Raw genomic sequence first — 15,025 nt, 5'->3', positions numbered from 1 at the left:
AGCTGAACACCGCACCCAAAAAACGAAGCGAAAGATGGATGCGCCTCGTTTTTTTTCATATATTCATATTTTCCGCGAAAGATGTCAATTGCATCAAAGAGTCCCCGGGTTCAAACCATCATATAAAGGGTTATCACCTGCAAGCTTCCATGAAGCTCCATATATCAGCGGTTTACGGTCATTTTCTGTGCCTTGCATTCGTTGACAGAAACCGGGTCTGGTGATATCCTCCAATCAAAGACGGGGTTTATCCGGGATCAAATGAATTCATCCGTATCGGTCCCCTTGGCGAGGGAGTGAGCTCTCCCAAGCGACGGTTACGGCAGCCATTTTTAAATACCGTAAGCCTGAAGCTCTTCGCATGAAGAGTTTTTTCTTTTATATTACAACGAAAAGAATGTGATGACAGATGTTGGTTCGATTACGAACCCGAATGAACGGTTTGCTCAGCAATCATTTATCCGGAGAGTCGATGGACTACCGGCAGATCTTCGCTTTATTTTTCCCGATTTTGATTGACCAGGCGTTTATTATCGGTTTGAACCTGGTCAACACGGCCATGATCAGCTCGTCCGGCGTATCGGCGGTCAGCGCCGTGAACATGGTGGATTCCTTGAATATCTTCTTGATTAATGTGTTTGTGGCGGTTGCAACCGGGGGCACCGTCGTTGTTGCGCAGTACAAGGGAAGCGGCAACGCGATGATGGTATCCCGGGCATCCGCCGCCACGGTAACTTCGGTGGCGATGATCGCTTTAGCGATCGCGCTGCTGATCATCGGCCTTCACCAGCCGGTGCTGAATCTGCTGTTCGGCTCAGCGTCGCCCGAAGTGCTGGAGAGTGCGCGGATTTATCTGATCGGAAGCAGCACTTCCTTTCTCGGGATTGCGATTGTGCAGGCGGTCTGCGGCGCGCTGAGGGGTATCGGCAAGACCCGCGCATCACTGGCGTTGTCGCTGATCATGAACCTGCTCTACGTTCTGCTGAACATCGTGTTCATCACGCTGCTGAATATGGGCGTTATGGGCATGACTCTGGCCATCAACATCGCCCGTTTTGCCGGGGCCGCCTGCGCGCTTTATTATCTGTTTAAAGTAGACGCAACGCTGCATATCCGCCTAAGGGACCTGTTTCATTTTCCGATATCGATGCTGCGCAAAATTATGTTTATCGGGCTTCCGTTCGCAGCCGAGCAGATGTTCTTTAACGGAGGAAAGCTGTTAACCCAAGTGTTTATCGTCAGCCTGGGAACGTACGCCATAGCAACGAACGCAATCGGATCTTCGCTTGCGGCCGTCTTTCAGATTCCAGCCAGCGCGTTGTCTTTAACGATTGTGACCGTCGTCGGTCAATGCATCGGCCGCGGTAATATAGCGGATGCCCGGAAGTTCATCAAATCTTTTTTGTGGCTTGGCGCTATCTCGCTGGCCTTGATGGGTTTGATTTTGATGCCGCTCTACCGCCCGCTGGTCGGGTTGTTCAACCCGCCTCCGGAAATCGTGAACGATCTGTTCGTGGTGCTGTTGATTAATACGCTTGTACAGGTTCCGCTATGGTCGATAAGCTTTATTCTGCCATCGGCGCTGCGTGCGGCAGGCGACTCGCGTTTTACGTCGATCACTTCGATGCTGACCATGTGGCTGTTCCGGGTGATTCTCGGTTATATTATGGGGATCGTTCTGGGCTGGAGCATTCTTGGCGTATGGCTGGCCATGAACTGCGAATGGGGCGTGCGAGGAGCGATCTTCCTATGGCGCTTCCGCGGCAAGAAATGGTATGCGCATAAACTGATTTAGCCATTATCTATTTCAAATAAAGAAAAAAAGCCCCGCATCGGCGGGGCTTTTTTTGTGTTGTTTTGAATAGCAATCCGGTTGTCCATCGATTCAAGGCAGTTTAAGTTGGATCGATTAGGACGGCTTATACACGGACGAGTATGTTTTCCAGCCGCCGTCGAGATTCTTAACCCGAAAGCCGTGCTCGTTCAAAATACGTGCCGCTAAATATCCGCGCAGCCCAACCTGGCAAGTCACATACAGCGTTTCGCTCTCCGGTAGTTCCTTCAGTCGGCTGCGCAGATCGTTAAGGGGTATGTTAATGGAACCTGCGATATAACCGGCTTCCCTTTCCTTAGGTTCGCGAACGTCGATTAAGGTTGCACCGTTTTCAACCAGTTCGTCGATTTCATGCCATTGGACCGTTTCAACCAAGCCATCCAAGATGTTGGCGGCAACATATCCGGCATAGTTAACCGGGTCTTTGGCGGAGGAATAAGGGGGCGCGTAGGAAAGCTCCAGCTCCGTCAAGTCCCATACATTGAGATTTCCCTTGATTGCTGTAGCAATGACATCGATTCGCTTGTCCACGCCATCTGCTCCAATCGCTTGCGCCCCATAGATTTGACCTGTTTCCGAATGGAATAACAGCTTCAAGGAGATGGGATACGCCCCGGGGTAATACCCGGCATGCGACGAAGGGTGAATATGGATGGCGTGATAAGGTAGGTTCATCTGCTTTAGGCGCTTTTCGTTAACACCTGTCGCAGCAACCGTTAGATCAAATACCTTGGCAATCGACGAACCGAGCGTGCCTTTGTAACGATTGTTTTTACCATAGATATGATCCGCAACCAAGCGTCCCTGCCGATTGGCAGGACCGGCGAGCGGGATAAAGGCCTGGGTCTGAAGGACATAATCCTTTACCTCAATCGCATCGCCGATGGCATAAATGCTCGGGTCGGCGGTCTGCATATATTCGTTAACTTGAATTCCGCCGCGATCATTGACGGGAAGTCCGGCAGCCGACGCCAGCATGCTCTCTGGCCGAACGCCTATCGAAAGCAACGTCATCTCGGTTGATATTCGTTTGCCGCTGGAAAGCTCGATTTGTTGGCCGCCGTCATGAAATGCTTCTACGCCATCCTCAAGAATCAGACGAACTTTTTTTTCTTTAAGGTGCGACTGAACGATCGCCGCCATTTCGTAATCCAGCGGAGCCATCACCTGGTTGGCCATTTCGACGACTGTAACCTGGACGCCGCGATCCGCCAGATTCTCGGCCATTTCCAGCCCGATAAACCCGCCCCCGACAATAACGGCTTCCTTCGGCTGGACTTCATCCACGTACCGCTTGATTCGGTCGGTGTCCGGGATATTCCGTAACGTGAATACGTTACGAGCTTCGGACAAGCCGGGAATATCCGGCACCACGGGCTTCGCGCCGGGCGACAGGATTAGATAATCATAGCTCTCGGTGTAGGTTTCGCCGGTAGCAAGGTTTTTAATCGTAACCATTTTTTTATCACGCAGAATGGACGTAACTTCGCTGAGATTGCGAATATCCAGCTCGTAGCGGCGGCTAAGGCCGGGTACGGTCTGCACCATAAGCTTATTGCGGTCGGTTATAGTTTCTCCTATATAGTAGGGCAGACCGCAGTTGGCAAACGAAATATATTCCCCGCGTTCCACTAAAACAATGGCAGAGCTCTCATCCAATCTCCGCAGCCTGGCAGCTGCCGAGGCACCACCTGCTACGCCGCCGACAATGACGATTTTTTTGCCCATCGAATATTCCTCCCTGAATTGGTGTGAATTATGAATGGTACCCCATGGGGTATCATAGCATAGGGCAGCATAAAAAGGTGTGACAAATATCAGACATGTCTGTTAATCGGCAAGTTAGAACTCATCTCAATGAAGCTGCGGCAGCCGAAACTTGACAACATACCCATGGGGGTATATATTAAGGACATGCAACCTATATGCTTTAAATCATGCATCCTAATAATAGTACACGGACAGGAGGGGGATCCAGATGGATTACAATGATCAGATGAAGAATCGGGTGAAACGCATTGAAGGGCAGCTGCGCGGCATTCTGAAAATGATGGAGGAGAACCAGGATTGCAAGGAAGTGATCACCCAGCTGTCTGCGACGCGGACGGCGATCGATCGGACGATCGGCGTTGTCGTCAGCTCAAATCTTGTGGAATGCGTACAGCAGGCCGCAGAGACCGGGCAGGATACGGAGAAGCTTGTGGTTGAAGCGGTAAATCTGCTAGTTAAGAGCAGATAATGGGGAAGTGTCCCTCATTTTAATATCAGGATCCACGAATAAGATTGACAGGACCTTCGATATCGTTTAATATACCCCCATGGGTATATATAGATCTTATACTCATCCATTTTAAGGAGGAATCATGATGAACGCGGATAAACTATTGGACGTTAAAGGCTTGGCCTGTCCCATGCCGATCGTGAAAACGAAGAAACAGATGAAAGAAATGGAACAAGGTCAAGTGCTTGAGATTCATGCAACGGATCAAGGCGCGAAGAGCGATTTGACGGCTTGGGCCAAATCGACGGGCAACGAGATGCTGGAACATCAAGAGGATGGCGGCGTGCTGAAGTTTTGGATTAAGAAGGGATAATTTTTTATGAGTGTTTTAATACCCGTAGGGGTATAAAAGACTTTGCTATTGGATCTATTAATAAACGCATTACAGGGGGAGATCATGACGTGACAGAAACAAAAAAGACAACGATCGTATTATTCAGCGGCGATTATGACAAAGCAATGGCTGCCTATATTATCGCCAACGGTGCGGCCGCATACGACCATGAGGTGACGATTTTCCACACCTTCTGGGGGCTGAACGCATTGCGGAAGGATGAGGATGTCCTGCTGCCCAAGAAAAAAAGCTTCATAGAGAAGATGTTCGGAAAAATGATGCCGCGCGGATCCAACCACATGGGACTTTCAAAAATGAATTTTGCCGGGATGGGTCCCAAAATGATCAAGGACGTAATCAAGAAACACAATGCCGTTCCGCTTCCGCAATTGATCGAGATGGCGCAGGAGCAGGACGTGAAGCTGGTTGCATGCACGATGACGATGGATCTGCTTGGGCTGCAGCAAGAAGAACTGCTTGACGGTATTGAGTATGCGGGCGTTGCGGCGTATTTGGGCGACGCTCAGGATGGCAACGTTAACTTGTTCATTTAAGGAAAACAGCGGCGAAGGTTGCTGTTATAAAGAGAGGGAATAATAATGGATATTCTCAATGTATTGTTCATAGCACTTATCATTCTGTTTGTCGTTTGGAGAATTCTCCCGGCCAAAGGAGTCAGGCAAATTACCGCGGCTCAGCTAAACCATGAGCTGAAGGATGCCAATGCGAACAAGCAGTTCATCGATGTCCGGACGCCGGGAGAATTCAAGGGAAATCACATTCAGGGTTTCCGCAATATTCCGCTGGATCAGCTCTTGTTGAGCAGCGAGTCGCTCTCCAAAGAAAGGGAAGTGGTATTGATCTGCCAAAGCGGTATGCGAAGCAACAAAGCCAGCAAAACATTAAAGAAATCAGGCTTTGAGAAGGTAACGAATGTGAAAGGCGGCATGAATGCCTGGTCGTAAACTTAAAAGTAAAAGGAGTGCTGATCAATTATGAGAGAAATTTCTCCAAAAGATCTAGAGCGGATGTTGAGTGACGGGACAGCCGTGAATATCATTGATGTGCGAGAAGCGGAAGAAGTCGCGGAAGGGAAAATTCCGGGCGCCGTCAACATTCCCCTCGGTCTGATTGAATTCCGCAAGCAGGATCTTGATCGGTCGAAAGAATATATCATGGTATGCCGTTCCGGCGGCCGCAGCGGCCGTGCAGCTGAATATTTGGAAGGCCAAGGCTATCACGTCGTCAATATGACGGGCGGCATGCTCGCATGGGAGGGCAAAACAGAATAATCGTGTCCGTTTGAAAAGAATGGGTGTGTTAGTCACCCCCTTTTTTTGAAATGAAATATACCCCTACGGGTATAAATTAAACAATGGAGGTTGTATGTGATATGACAGCAATTGAATCGAATATGAAGCTGGACGCTAAGGGGCTGGCATGCCCGATGCCCATCGTCCGCACGAAAAAAGCGATGAAGGATCTTGAAGCCGGTTATGTGCTGGAGGTAGAGGCAACCGACAAAGGTTCCAAGGCCGACATGCAGGCATGGGCGGAAAGCACGGGCCATCAATATCTCGGTACGATTGAAGAGGGGGATGTGCTGAAGCACTATCTTCGCAAATCGTCAGGGGAAGAAACGGCAGAACGAAGCTATCCACATGTAGCGTCTAATGATCAGCTGGAGGAGAAACTTGCGTCCGGAGCGCCAATCATCGTCCTGGATGTGAGGGAAGCGGCGGAGTTTGCTTTCAGGCATATTCGCAATGCCGTATCGATTCCGCTTGGCGAACTGGATGAACGCATGGTCGAGCTGAACAAAGAGGATGAAATCTATGTCATCTGCCGTACCGGGACAAGGAGCGACCTCGCTGCGCAAAAGCTCTCAGCTAAAGGCTATGCAAGCATTATAAACGTGGTGCCGGGCATGAGCGGCTGGAGAGGTGAAACATTGGGCTTGGATGATGGCGCAGATGCTTAAGATGGCTGTCCAATAAGCATGCTTAGCACTTCGTATTTACAATGGGCAGCCGGAAGGAATGTGCAATTTATCAGATCCAATGACTGAATTTAAGAGGAGGAAGAGCACCATGACAATGAGAGAAATGAAAGCGCAAGAAGTGGCCATGAAGGTGATTCGCAAAGAGAGCCTGTTTCTATTGGACGTGCGGAACCCTTCGGATTTTGAAGATTGGAAGATTGAGGGCGAAGGAGTTCGGCATTTGAATATCCCTTATTTTGATTTGATTGACGGCGTGGAAGAAATATTGGATCAAATCCCGATGGATCAAGAAGTGCTGGTTGTATGCGCCAAGGAAGGATCGTCGGTGATGGTGGCCGAGATGCTGGCCGAGCACGGACGGAATGTCGCGTACTTAAAAGGGGGGATGAAAGCCTGGAGCGAACATCTTGTCCCGCTGAAAATCGGCAGCTTGGCGGATGGCGGCACGCTATATCAGTTTGTTCGTATCGGCAAAGGTTGTTTGTCTTATATGGCGGTATCGAACGGCGAAGCGGCTTTGTTTGACGCTACCCGCATGACGGAGGTATATCTTGAATTTGCCGAAAGCGTGGATGCCCAAATCAAGCATGTGTTCGATACCCATCTCCATGCAGACCATATTTCCGGCGGTCGAATGATTGCTGAGCAGACAGGAGCCGTATACTGGCTTCCGCCAGAGGATGCCAGCGAGGTCGTGTTTAAATACGAGCCGTTGAAGAACGGCGATCAAGTGGTGATTGGCGGGAGCACCATCCGCATCGATGCGCTCCATTCTCCAGGCCATACCATCGGATCCACTTCGTTTGTCATAGATGACCGCTACCTGCTGACAGGCGATATTCTGTTTATCGATTCCATCGGCCGTCCGGATCTGGCGGGACTGGCAGACGATTGGGTCGGCGATTTGCGGGAGACGCTCTATGCCCGCTTCCCCCATCTATCGGATGATCTGACCGTGCTGCCGGCGCATTTCATGATCATGGACGAATTGAACGAGGACGGGACGGTCGCGAAGAAATTGGGAGAGCTGTACCGGGAAAACCATGGCCTCAACATCGCCGACGAGACGGAATTCCGAACATTGGTAACGCAGAATCTGCCGCCGCAGCCTAACAGCTATCAGGAAATCCGTCAAACCAACATGGGGAAAATGAACCCTGACACCGAGCGGCAGCGTGAGATGGAGATTGGGCCGAACCGCTGTGCCGTACGTTAATTTTGACAAGGACGTCTGATGTTAAGAGGCAGGATTATTCATAATTAGGAGTCATAGCGAGGGGCGATAACAAGATCGGCCATGGATATAAACGTATGAAACAAGATGTAAAGAGATCCGAGGGAACCAGAAGGTTCCCTTTTCTAAAGAGAAATAAGGGGGCAGCACGATGGAACTAAGTATCTCCTTCATCATAACGATATTTTTAATCGGATTCATTGGCTCTTATATATCAGGGATGGTTGGCATCGGCGGATCGATTATCAAATACCCGATGCTGCTGTATATCCCGCCGTTATTCGGCCTTGCGGCTTTCACCGCGCATGAAGTATCGGGCATCAGCGCCGTACAGGTATTCTTTGCCACGATCGGGGGCGTGTGGGCATACCGCAAAGGCGGATATCTGAACAAAACGCTCATTATCTATATGGGTTCGGCCATATTGCTGGGCAGCTTCATCGGCGGTTTCGGCTCCAAGATGATGAGCGAAGGCGGCATCAATCTCATCTACGGCATATTGGCGCTGGTTGCGGCCGTGATGATGTTCATCCCGAACAAAGGGGTGGACGATATTCCCCTGGATCAGGTCAAGTTCAATAAATGGCTGGCCGCTGTGCTTGCTCTTGTGGTCGGAATCGGAGCCGGTATCGTCGGGGCGGCCGGCGCGTTCCTGCTCGTTCCGATCATGCTGGTTGTATTGAAAATACCGACGCGGATGACCATTGCAACATCGCTTGCGATCACCTTCATCTCATCCATAGGCTCGACGGTTGGCAAACTGACGACGGGGCAAGTGGATTATATCCCCGCCCTTATTATGGTTGTTGCCAGCTTGATCGCTTCTCCACTCGGTGCGGCCGCAGGCAAGAAGATGAACACAAAGATACTGCAGATCATTTTGGCCGTTTTGATCCTGGCAACGGCCATCAAAATTTGGCTGGACATTCTATGATGGTTCTATCGTTTAAGTAAGAGGATATGCTGCAGAGGATGAAACAGGCATGGTAATATGGTGATATGCCCAATGTTATTCAAGTAATTGATGATCAATAGGGGGGATCCAATGATGAATCCATGGAATGAACGGTTTCAGGGCGAAGACTATGTCTTCGGAACCGAGCCCAATGTATTTATAGCCGACATGCATAAGAGGTTGGCATTAACGGGTAATGCGCTTGCGATCGCGGAGGGCGAAGGACGAAATGCGGTGTTTCTGGCACGCGAAGGCATGAACGTTACCGTGTGGGATTATGCGGAGTCCGGCCTGAACAAAGCCAATAAGCTGGCCGAAGCCAGCGGCGTTGAGATTCGCACCGAGCTTGTGGATCTTGGGGAAGCGCAGTGGACGAAGGAGCAATGGGATGAGATCATTTGCGTGTTCGGACATTTTCCCAAAGAATTGAGAACAAGGACGCTGGAAGGCGTGAAAACCGCGGTGAAGCCGGGAGGATATTTTCTCACCGAAGTGTATTCCCCGTACCAGATTCCTTATCGAAGCGGGGGACCGCAAGATCCTCAGTTTTTATACGCGCCAGGGGATTTCCTCGAAGCTTTTGCGGATTGGCGAATTGTCCATTTTTTCATGGGTGAGGTCGTTCGGCAGGAAGGACAGGGGCATCAGGGCTTGTCCCATGTCATTCAGTTTGCGGGGCAAAAGCCGTCCATCAAATGAATATTTGCGAGTAATCATTAGGTGAACAGCTTGGATACGTCGGACCGATCGCCCTGTTGCACATAGTCGGAGGGTGACAGACCGGTGTATTTTTTAAACATGCGATAAAAATAGGACGTATCATAATAACCCAGATAATGGGCGATATGAGCGATTGTCATGTCGGAATGAAGCAGCAGGCCGCACGCTTCCAGCACGCGCAGCTGGTGCATGTACCGAATCGGGGAATGACCGTACACCTCCTTGAAGAGGGCGGTGGCATAATTGGGGGAACGATGGATTAACTTCGCGAGTTTATCGATTTCAATCGGTTCGCGGTAATGGTCCAACAGATACGATTTGATGGTGTCCGCATAATTTCTTTTGCTTGGCGGCAGCTCGGTCTTCTCTAGTTCCCGGGCCAACATGCCGAGCAGCTCCTGCATGATGCCCTGACAGATCATGGAGCGGTAGCTTTTGCCGCCGCGCATTTCCTCGAATAATCGCTCGCAGCGGCGGTAGGCATACTGAATATGCGCAAGGTTGAATTTGAGGAATTGCCCTCCATCCAGAAACGGAATGCCTGTGGTTACCTGAGGATCCATCGTAAAGAGAATGGTGTATTTCCGATGAGGGATGCCATTCCAGTTGCCGCCGCTCCGTTTGGTCGATTGCGGGATGAAGAGCACGTCTTCTTCTTCCGCAATGATCTCCTCCCCGTTGATTTCATACCTCACTTTGCCTTCTCTTACCACAACGAGCACGTTGTAACGGATCGTCTCTAGCTGAGTCCGCCAGTTCGGGATATGATCATCAAAATTCACGCTCATTAACTGGATCACAGACAAGCACCTCGCAGTGATTTTATACCTATAGCCTAGCATATCTATGCTTCCAATGAGTAGGTGTTTGTTGGTATTTACAGGTCAGCTAACCTAAATTGAAGTAGAATCGTACAATAAATTAACGAAATGTACATCGACTCAACAGGAAGCATTGGCCTATAATTTCTGTCAATAGCAGTCATTTTGTAAACGCTGACATGTAAGGATAAGAGAAAAGAGATGAGGAAGGAAGCGATACGTGTATGAGAGTATTATTGTTGGATTTGGACTCGACCAGACCGGATCATTTAGGGTGTTACGGATACCATCGGAATACGTCGCCCAACATTGACCGGATAGCGGCGGAAGGCGTACGCTTCGACAATTACTATACCTCCGACGCTCCATGTTTTCCATCAAGAACCGCGCTGATGACCGGCAAGTTCGGCATTCATAACGGCGTCGTGGGTCATGGAGGCTCGGCAGCGGACGTCCGGCATGAAGGCATTACGCGGGATTTCCGCGATAAGCTGGCTTCGGAGAGTTTTCCCGCCATTTTTCGCCGGGCCGGCATGAAAACAGTGTTGATCAGTCCGTTTGGAGAGCGCCATTCCGCCTGGACCTTCTATGCGGGCTTCAATGAAATGTATAATACAGGCAAAGGCGGCTTGGAGTCGGCTGAGGAAGTGTCTCCGGTCGTGCTGGACTGGCTGGATCGCAACGCCGATGAAGATAACTGGATGCTCTATGTGAACTTCTGGGATCCGCATACGCCGTATCGTGCACCTCAGTCGCTGGGCAATCCGTTCGAGCATGATCCTCTTCCGGAGTGGTTATCCGAAGACGTGCTTCAGGAGCATCAGAAGAAGGTCGGCCCGCATGGTGTAAACGAAATTAACATGTATAATAGTGATGTATCCCCCGATTACCCGCGTCATCCCGGAGAGATTCGGACGATGGAGGATTTGCGGACGATGGTGGACGGCTATGATTGCGGCATTCGGCATATGGACGAGCATATCGGGGCCATCTTCGAGCTGCTGGAATCCAAGGGCGTTATGGATGACTTGATCGTAATCATAACGGCGGATCATGGCGAGAACATGGGGGAGCTTGGGATTTATGGAGAACATGGCACAGCGGATCAGGGAACCTGCCGCATTCCGATGATTATCCGAGGGCCAGGCATCATGCAAGGGATATCGGATCGCAATCTGCACTATCATCTGGATCTACTGCCTACGATGGCGGAATATATGAACGTAGCACCGGCAAGAAGCTGGGATGGAGTCAGTTATGCCGAGACCCTGCGAAGCGGACGCGAGAGCGGCAGGGAGTATCTGGTGGTATCCCAATGTGCACACGTCTGCCAGCGAAGCGTGCGGTTTGGAGATTGGCTGTACATTCGTACCTATCATGACGGCTTTCATCTGTTCGACAAAGAAATGCTGTTCCATATCACCGAGGATGTGTATGAGCAGCACAACCAGGCGTCTCAAAGACCGGATCTTTGCCGGGAGGCCGTCTATCTGCTGAATGAGTGGCATGATCATATGATGTCGACAATGCCGTTTGACGTGGATCCATTGTGGACGGTCATGAAAGAGGGGGGACCTTACCACGCCAAAGGTCATTTGCCCCGGTATATCGAGCGTTTGAAGAACACGGGCCGGGGAGAAGCGGTGCCGGAGCTGATGCGCCGTCATCCTCGGGAGTTCGTGTAATCGCAATAGCAAGGTGAAGCAGGATAACCGCTCTGACAGCGGTTGTCCTGTTCTCCGTATCAAGGATAGGAGGAACAAATAACATGGGAGAACCACATTCCTGCTGCGCAGGATCCAGAGCGCACGTGCAGTCGACGGGATCCGGCCAGAAGGCTCTTATTGGCACTATGAGAGACGAAAAGTATGATGAACAGTCTCATCCTGATTTTCATACCGATATGATCATGCTGCCTGGAGGGACGTTTACGATGGGCACGAATTCGAATGAAGGTTTCCCTCGTGACGGGGAAGGGCCGGCTCGCAGCGTAACCGTCTCCGGATTCGAGATCTCGTCCCATGCCGTAACGAATGGGGAATTTCAACGGTTTGTGGAAGCCACCGGTTATGTGACGGAAGCGGAACGGTTCGGCTGGTCGTTTGTATTTGAACTGCTGGCTTCGGAGGAAACGAAGGCAGCAGTAGCCCAGGTGCCGCAAGAGGTGCCTTGGTGGCTGGTGGTCGAAGGGGCATACTGGGCAGCACCCGAGGGGGCGGATTCCAGCATCGAAGACCGAATGGACCATCCGGTCGTACATATATCCTGGAACGATGCCGCGGCTTACTGTCAGTGGGCAAGCGTGCGGCTTCCGACGGAAGCGGAATGGGAATATGCGGCTCGCGGCGGTTTGGAGGGCAGGACCTATCCGTGGGGAGATCTGCTGAAACAGGACGGAGAGCATCAATGCAACATATGGCAGGGCAAATTTCCGGTCAAAAATAACGCCAGCGACGGGTACATCGGAACCGCGCCGGTGGATGCCTACAAACCGAACGGTTACGGACTGTACAACATGTCCGGCAACGTATGGGAATGGTGCGGCGATTGGTTCAGCCCGTCGTATCATCAACAGACCTCGGCGAACAATCCGTTCTATGGGGAGCCTACCGGCAGAAGGTCGATGCGCGGGGGTTCGTACCTGTGCCACAGATCCTACTGCAACCGTTACCGAGTCGCGGCGCGGAGCGGGAATACACCCGACAGCTCGACGGGCAACTGCGGTTTCCGGGTGGTGAGGGATGCGGTGTTATAGAGCTTATCGTTGTTAATAGACAATGCAGCTTGGCGTAAAGGTTATAATTGCGAAAACCAAAGAAATTTCGCGAAAAATGATGATATTTTCGGATTACGATAGGATTTATAAAAGTAAGAGAGGATGGATCATGATTCAGCAGCTTCTGCAATCGTATTGGCCCGAGTGGTACGGAGATACGGTGAACGGCCCAACGGGCTGGAACAATACGACCCTTTTTATTCATAACCCGCATCGGCGTTCGGTCATGCGCATTTACAATACGCATCGTGACAAGGCAAGGATCGAATTCGAGTTTGCGGTTTTGGACTCGCTCCAGCGGGCACCCCTTAGCTTTAAGGTCCCAACGCCTGTTCCATCAACGTCTGGCGATAAGATGGTTCGGGTTCAGGACGGAAGTGATCGATACGCTTGCCTATTCGAATACATTGAAGGAGCGCGACCGGATGAAGAGAGCATTCAAGCGACTTATTCCTTCGGGGAAAAAACGGGAGAACTGGTAAGTGCACTTGCGGCTTGTTCGATTGGAATGGAGCCGGTGTATCCGCCCTATTACGAGCTGCTTCAATCGTATCCTTCGTGCAGCAGGACATTCATTCAGGATTTCTGCAAGCGACCGCCCGTCGAGTTCCAGGAACAAGGAAACGCGCTGCAAATCCTTCAAGGAGCGTACACCGAGATATCCGGCAGGCTGGAATCCCTGAAAAATCTGCCGCAGCAGCTGGTCCACGGGGACCTGAACTTTTCAAACCTGCTCGTAGATTCGGAACAATCGGGCAAGGTCATCGCGTTGCTCGACTTCGAGTTTTGCACAAAGGATGTCAGGGCGATGGAACCTGCGGTCGTTATTTCGGGATTCTTGGGAATGGCGGAGGAGAAGGTCGCTATCCGGCAGTTCTGCGAAGGCTTTGCCAGCCGCGTACGGCTGACCGAAGAGGAGATTGCTGCCATACCGGTACTGCTGCGCTTGCGTTTGGTTGACGTTTTCTTGCATTTTTTGAGCCGCTATCGTGAAGGGACCGATGATTCCCATGTGCTGCAGGAGCAGATCGGTATGCTGGCAGCCGGATTGAAGCGGCTGGAGCAAAGTCAGGCATGGATGGAAGACGTGTTGACACAGTATTTGATGTAAACCAAAAACCCCGATCTCTTCAAGAGACCGGGGTTTTTCTTAATGTGGCGAACCGTTATTCAAGAAAATTAAAATGAATTGATTCAACCGTTACTTTTTCAGCAGATTAATATGATCCAGTTCCGTGCTGCTGTTGAAGATAAACTCCAGCTTATATTCACCACGATGGTAAGTCAGCTTGGTTTGCTTCGTTTTTCCGTTCTTGAATGTGGTGGTGGCATCCGGAGCAAACCAATTCTTCTTCAGCATTTTCATGGTGATGCCGCCGATGTTCGTCTGTCGTTCCACATTGGTGCCAAAATAACGCATTTCGCGAATCTTATTCAGCTTGTAGGAGAAGGCGTAGCCCGGATTCCCCATGTTGGCCCCGTATACGTCGAAGGCATCGGCATCCTTGCCTGGCACGGGAGGCTCGCCAATGGCCTTGTACACGTCCTGCTTCGTGCTTTTACCGATCGTTAATCCGCTGACCGCACCGGGGAATTGTCCCTTCAATGCAGGTTTATAAAAGCTGTTGAGCGTCTTGAGCGCGTGCTCGGCAGCATAATCCTCGGCGCTTGCCGCCGTGGCGGCTTCAGCCTGCTGCAGTGGCAAAACAGCATGATTTGCTCCGAATGCACTAAGGCCGACGACGCCCGCCATAGTCAAAGTGACGATTGCTTTTTTAGCTGGTTGCTTCAAGTTCATGTTGCATCCTCTCCTTTGTAACAACTACTTACCACATGCGCTGCGTATCAAACAAGTGATCCTGACTTATCTTCCCATGATAGTTGATGCTTAAGGGCAATGGGTTACGATTCTATGAAGATGACATTGCAGATTTGATACCTGGAATAAGAAGCCTTGCTCGATCCTAATGGTTTGAACGATGAATCGGGTACGCCAATCGGCCGAACATTGATGAATCCGTCCATGACCTGAGCGTTATCGGAAAATGGGGTAATAGTACAGAGGTGA

The 15,025-nt window shown here is 50.7% G+C and carries 16 protein-coding genes; 13 read left to right on the top strand and 3 right to left on the bottom strand.

Annotated features, from left to right (window positions below):
- The first annotated feature begins 409 nt into the window (after positions 1–409).
- Positions 410–1,795 carry an MATE family efflux transporter gene (locus JNUCC32_RS13815; RefSeq protein ID WP_096773339.1) on the top strand — a complete coding sequence of 462 codons (1,386 nt, stop codon included), beginning with the start codon at positions 410–412 and terminating at the stop codon, positions 1,793–1,795.
- A 114-nt stretch (positions 1,796–1,909) separates the two neighbouring features.
- Here JNUCC32_RS13815 and JNUCC32_RS13810 read toward each other — a convergent pair whose 3' ends face one another.
- The gene (locus JNUCC32_RS13810) at positions 1,910–3,562 is read right to left on the bottom strand and encodes a CoA-disulfide reductase (protein ID WP_192572427.1); all 1,653 of its coding nucleotides are present in this window, start codon (positions 3,560–3,562) and stop codon (positions 1,910–1,912) included.
- A gap of 250 nt (positions 3,563–3,812) precedes the next feature.
- Here JNUCC32_RS13810 and JNUCC32_RS13805 point away from each other — a divergent pair, with 250 nt between their 5' ends.
- The 9 genes from JNUCC32_RS13805 to JNUCC32_RS13765 all read left to right on the top strand — a co-directional run bounded on the left by JNUCC32_RS13805 (position 3,813) and on the right by JNUCC32_RS13765 (position 9,339).
- On the top strand, positions 3,813–4,073 hold the full coding sequence (locus JNUCC32_RS13805; protein ID WP_009591350.1) for a metal-sensitive transcriptional regulator: 261 nt from the start codon (positions 3,813–3,815) through the stop codon (positions 4,071–4,073).
- 127 nt (positions 4,074–4,200) lie between these two features.
- Positions 4,201–4,428, top strand: coding sequence for a sulfurtransferase TusA family protein (locus JNUCC32_RS13800; RefSeq protein ID WP_096773341.1), 228 nt, complete (start codon positions 4,201–4,203; stop codon positions 4,426–4,428).
- An 89-nt stretch (positions 4,429–4,517) separates the two neighbouring features.
- Entirely contained in the window at positions 4,518–5,003 is a 486-nt protein-coding gene (locus JNUCC32_RS13795) for a DsrE/DsrF/DrsH-like family protein (protein WP_015734628.1), read from the top strand.
- Between the two features lie 45 nt (positions 5,004–5,048).
- Positions 5,049–5,414: a rhodanese-like domain-containing protein gene (locus JNUCC32_RS13790; protein ID WP_192572426.1), complete on the top strand. Its 366-nt coding sequence runs from the start codon at positions 5,049–5,051 to the stop codon at positions 5,412–5,414.
- A 30-nt stretch (positions 5,415–5,444) separates the two neighbouring features.
- A complete protein-coding gene (locus tag JNUCC32_RS13785) occupies positions 5,445–5,741 on the top strand; it encodes a rhodanese-like domain-containing protein (protein WP_192572425.1) in 297 nt (98 codons plus the stop codon).
- A gap of 101 nt (positions 5,742–5,842) precedes the next feature.
- A complete protein-coding gene (locus JNUCC32_RS13780) occupies positions 5,843–6,430 on the top strand; it encodes a sulfurtransferase TusA family protein (protein ID WP_096773344.1) in 588 nt (195 codons plus the stop codon).
- A gap of 109 nt (positions 6,431–6,539) precedes the next feature.
- Positions 6,540–7,667 (top strand): MBL fold metallo-hydrolase, encoded by a 1,128-nt coding sequence (locus tag JNUCC32_RS13775; RefSeq protein WP_192572424.1) that lies wholly within the window; start codon positions 6,540–6,542, stop codon positions 7,665–7,667.
- 169 nt (positions 7,668–7,836) lie between these two features.
- The gene (locus tag JNUCC32_RS13770; protein WP_096773346.1) at positions 7,837–8,619 is read left to right on the top strand and encodes a sulfite exporter TauE/SafE family protein; all 783 of its coding nucleotides are present in this window, start codon (positions 7,837–7,839) and stop codon (positions 8,617–8,619) included.
- Between the two features lie 114 nt (positions 8,620–8,733).
- Positions 8,734–9,339 (top strand): class I SAM-dependent methyltransferase, encoded by a 606-nt coding sequence (locus tag JNUCC32_RS13765; RefSeq protein ID WP_096773516.1) that lies wholly within the window; start codon positions 8,734–8,736, stop codon positions 9,337–9,339.
- Positions 9,340–9,356: 17 nt separating this feature from the next.
- On the opposite strand, the gene JNUCC32_RS13760 is transcribed toward JNUCC32_RS13765, so the two are convergent.
- Positions 9,357–10,160 carry a helix-turn-helix transcriptional regulator gene (locus tag JNUCC32_RS13760; RefSeq protein ID WP_096773347.1) on the bottom strand — a complete coding sequence of 268 codons (804 nt, stop codon included), beginning with the start codon at positions 10,158–10,160 and terminating at the stop codon, positions 9,357–9,359.
- Positions 10,161–10,405: 245 nt separating this feature from the next.
- Here JNUCC32_RS13760 and JNUCC32_RS13755 point away from each other — a divergent pair, with 245 nt between their 5' ends.
- From JNUCC32_RS13755 to JNUCC32_RS13745, 3 genes are all read left to right on the top strand, one after another.
- Positions 10,406–11,866 (top strand): sulfatase family protein, encoded by a 1,461-nt coding sequence (locus JNUCC32_RS13755; protein WP_192572423.1) that lies wholly within the window; start codon positions 10,406–10,408, stop codon positions 11,864–11,866.
- 83 nt (positions 11,867–11,949) lie between these two features.
- Entirely contained in the window at positions 11,950–12,936 is a 987-nt protein-coding gene (locus JNUCC32_RS13750) for a formylglycine-generating enzyme family protein (protein ID WP_096773349.1), read from the top strand.
- Between the two features lie 130 nt (positions 12,937–13,066).
- Positions 13,067–14,068, top strand: a complete 1,002-nt coding sequence (locus JNUCC32_RS13745; protein ID WP_192572422.1) for a phosphotransferase enzyme family protein — start codon at positions 13,067–13,069, stop codon at positions 14,066–14,068.
- A gap of 90 nt (positions 14,069–14,158) precedes the next feature.
- Here the strand turns inward: JNUCC32_RS13745 and JNUCC32_RS13740 are convergent, their stop codons facing one another.
- Complete coding sequence (locus tag JNUCC32_RS13740; RefSeq protein ID WP_192572421.1) at positions 14,159–14,755, bottom strand: YjgB family protein; 597 nt, start codon at positions 14,753–14,755, stop codon at positions 14,159–14,161.
- Positions 14,756–15,025 lie beyond the last annotated feature (270 nt).

Origin of the sequence: Paenibacillus sp. JNUCC32 (assembly GCF_014863545.1) — a bacterium.
Lineage (GTDB): Bacteria > Bacillota > Bacilli > Paenibacillales > Paenibacillaceae > Paenibacillus_AQ > Paenibacillus_AQ lautus_A.
This window is presented reverse-complemented; position numbering and strand designations above follow the sequence as displayed.

What these genes read in the sequence shown, in the direction of transcription:
- JNUCC32_RS13815 (WP_096773339.1), top strand. Translation starts at nt 410, where the DNA reads ATGTTGGTTCGATTACGAACCCGAATGAACGGTTTGCTCAGCAATCAT.
- JNUCC32_RS13810 (WP_192572427.1), bottom strand. Translation starts at nt 3,562, where the DNA reads ATGGGCAAAAAAATCGTCATTGTCGGCGGCGTAGCAGGTGGTGCCTCG.
- JNUCC32_RS13805 (WP_009591350.1), top strand. Translation starts at nt 3,813, where the DNA reads ATGGATTACAATGATCAGATGAAGAATCGGGTGAAACGCATTGAAGGG.
- JNUCC32_RS13800 (WP_096773341.1), top strand. Translation starts at nt 4,201, where the DNA reads ATGAACGCGGATAAACTATTGGACGTTAAAGGCTTGGCCTGTCCCATG.
- JNUCC32_RS13790 (WP_192572426.1), top strand. Translation starts at nt 5,049, where the DNA reads ATGGATATTCTCAATGTATTGTTCATAGCACTTATCATTCTGTTTGTC.
- JNUCC32_RS13785 (WP_192572425.1), top strand. Translation starts at nt 5,445, where the DNA reads ATGAGAGAAATTTCTCCAAAAGATCTAGAGCGGATGTTGAGTGACGGG.
- JNUCC32_RS13780 (WP_096773344.1), top strand. Translation starts at nt 5,843, where the DNA reads ATGACAGCAATTGAATCGAATATGAAGCTGGACGCTAAGGGGCTGGCA.
- JNUCC32_RS13775 (WP_192572424.1), top strand. Translation starts at nt 6,540, where the DNA reads ATGACAATGAGAGAAATGAAAGCGCAAGAAGTGGCCATGAAGGTGATT.
- JNUCC32_RS13770 (WP_096773346.1), top strand. Translation starts at nt 7,837, where the DNA reads ATGGAACTAAGTATCTCCTTCATCATAACGATATTTTTAATCGGATTC.
- JNUCC32_RS13765 (WP_096773516.1), top strand. Translation starts at nt 8,734, where the DNA reads ATGAATCCATGGAATGAACGGTTTCAGGGCGAAGACTATGTCTTCGGA.
- JNUCC32_RS13755 (WP_192572423.1), top strand. Translation starts at nt 10,406, where the DNA reads ATGAGAGTATTATTGTTGGATTTGGACTCGACCAGACCGGATCATTTA.
- JNUCC32_RS13750 (WP_096773349.1), top strand. Translation starts at nt 11,950, where the DNA reads ATGGGAGAACCACATTCCTGCTGCGCAGGATCCAGAGCGCACGTGCAG.
- JNUCC32_RS13745 (WP_192572422.1), top strand. Translation starts at nt 13,067, where the DNA reads ATGATTCAGCAGCTTCTGCAATCGTATTGGCCCGAGTGGTACGGAGAT.
- JNUCC32_RS13740 (WP_192572421.1), bottom strand. Translation starts at nt 14,755, where the DNA reads ATGAACTTGAAGCAACCAGCTAAAAAAGCAATCGTCACTTTGACTATG.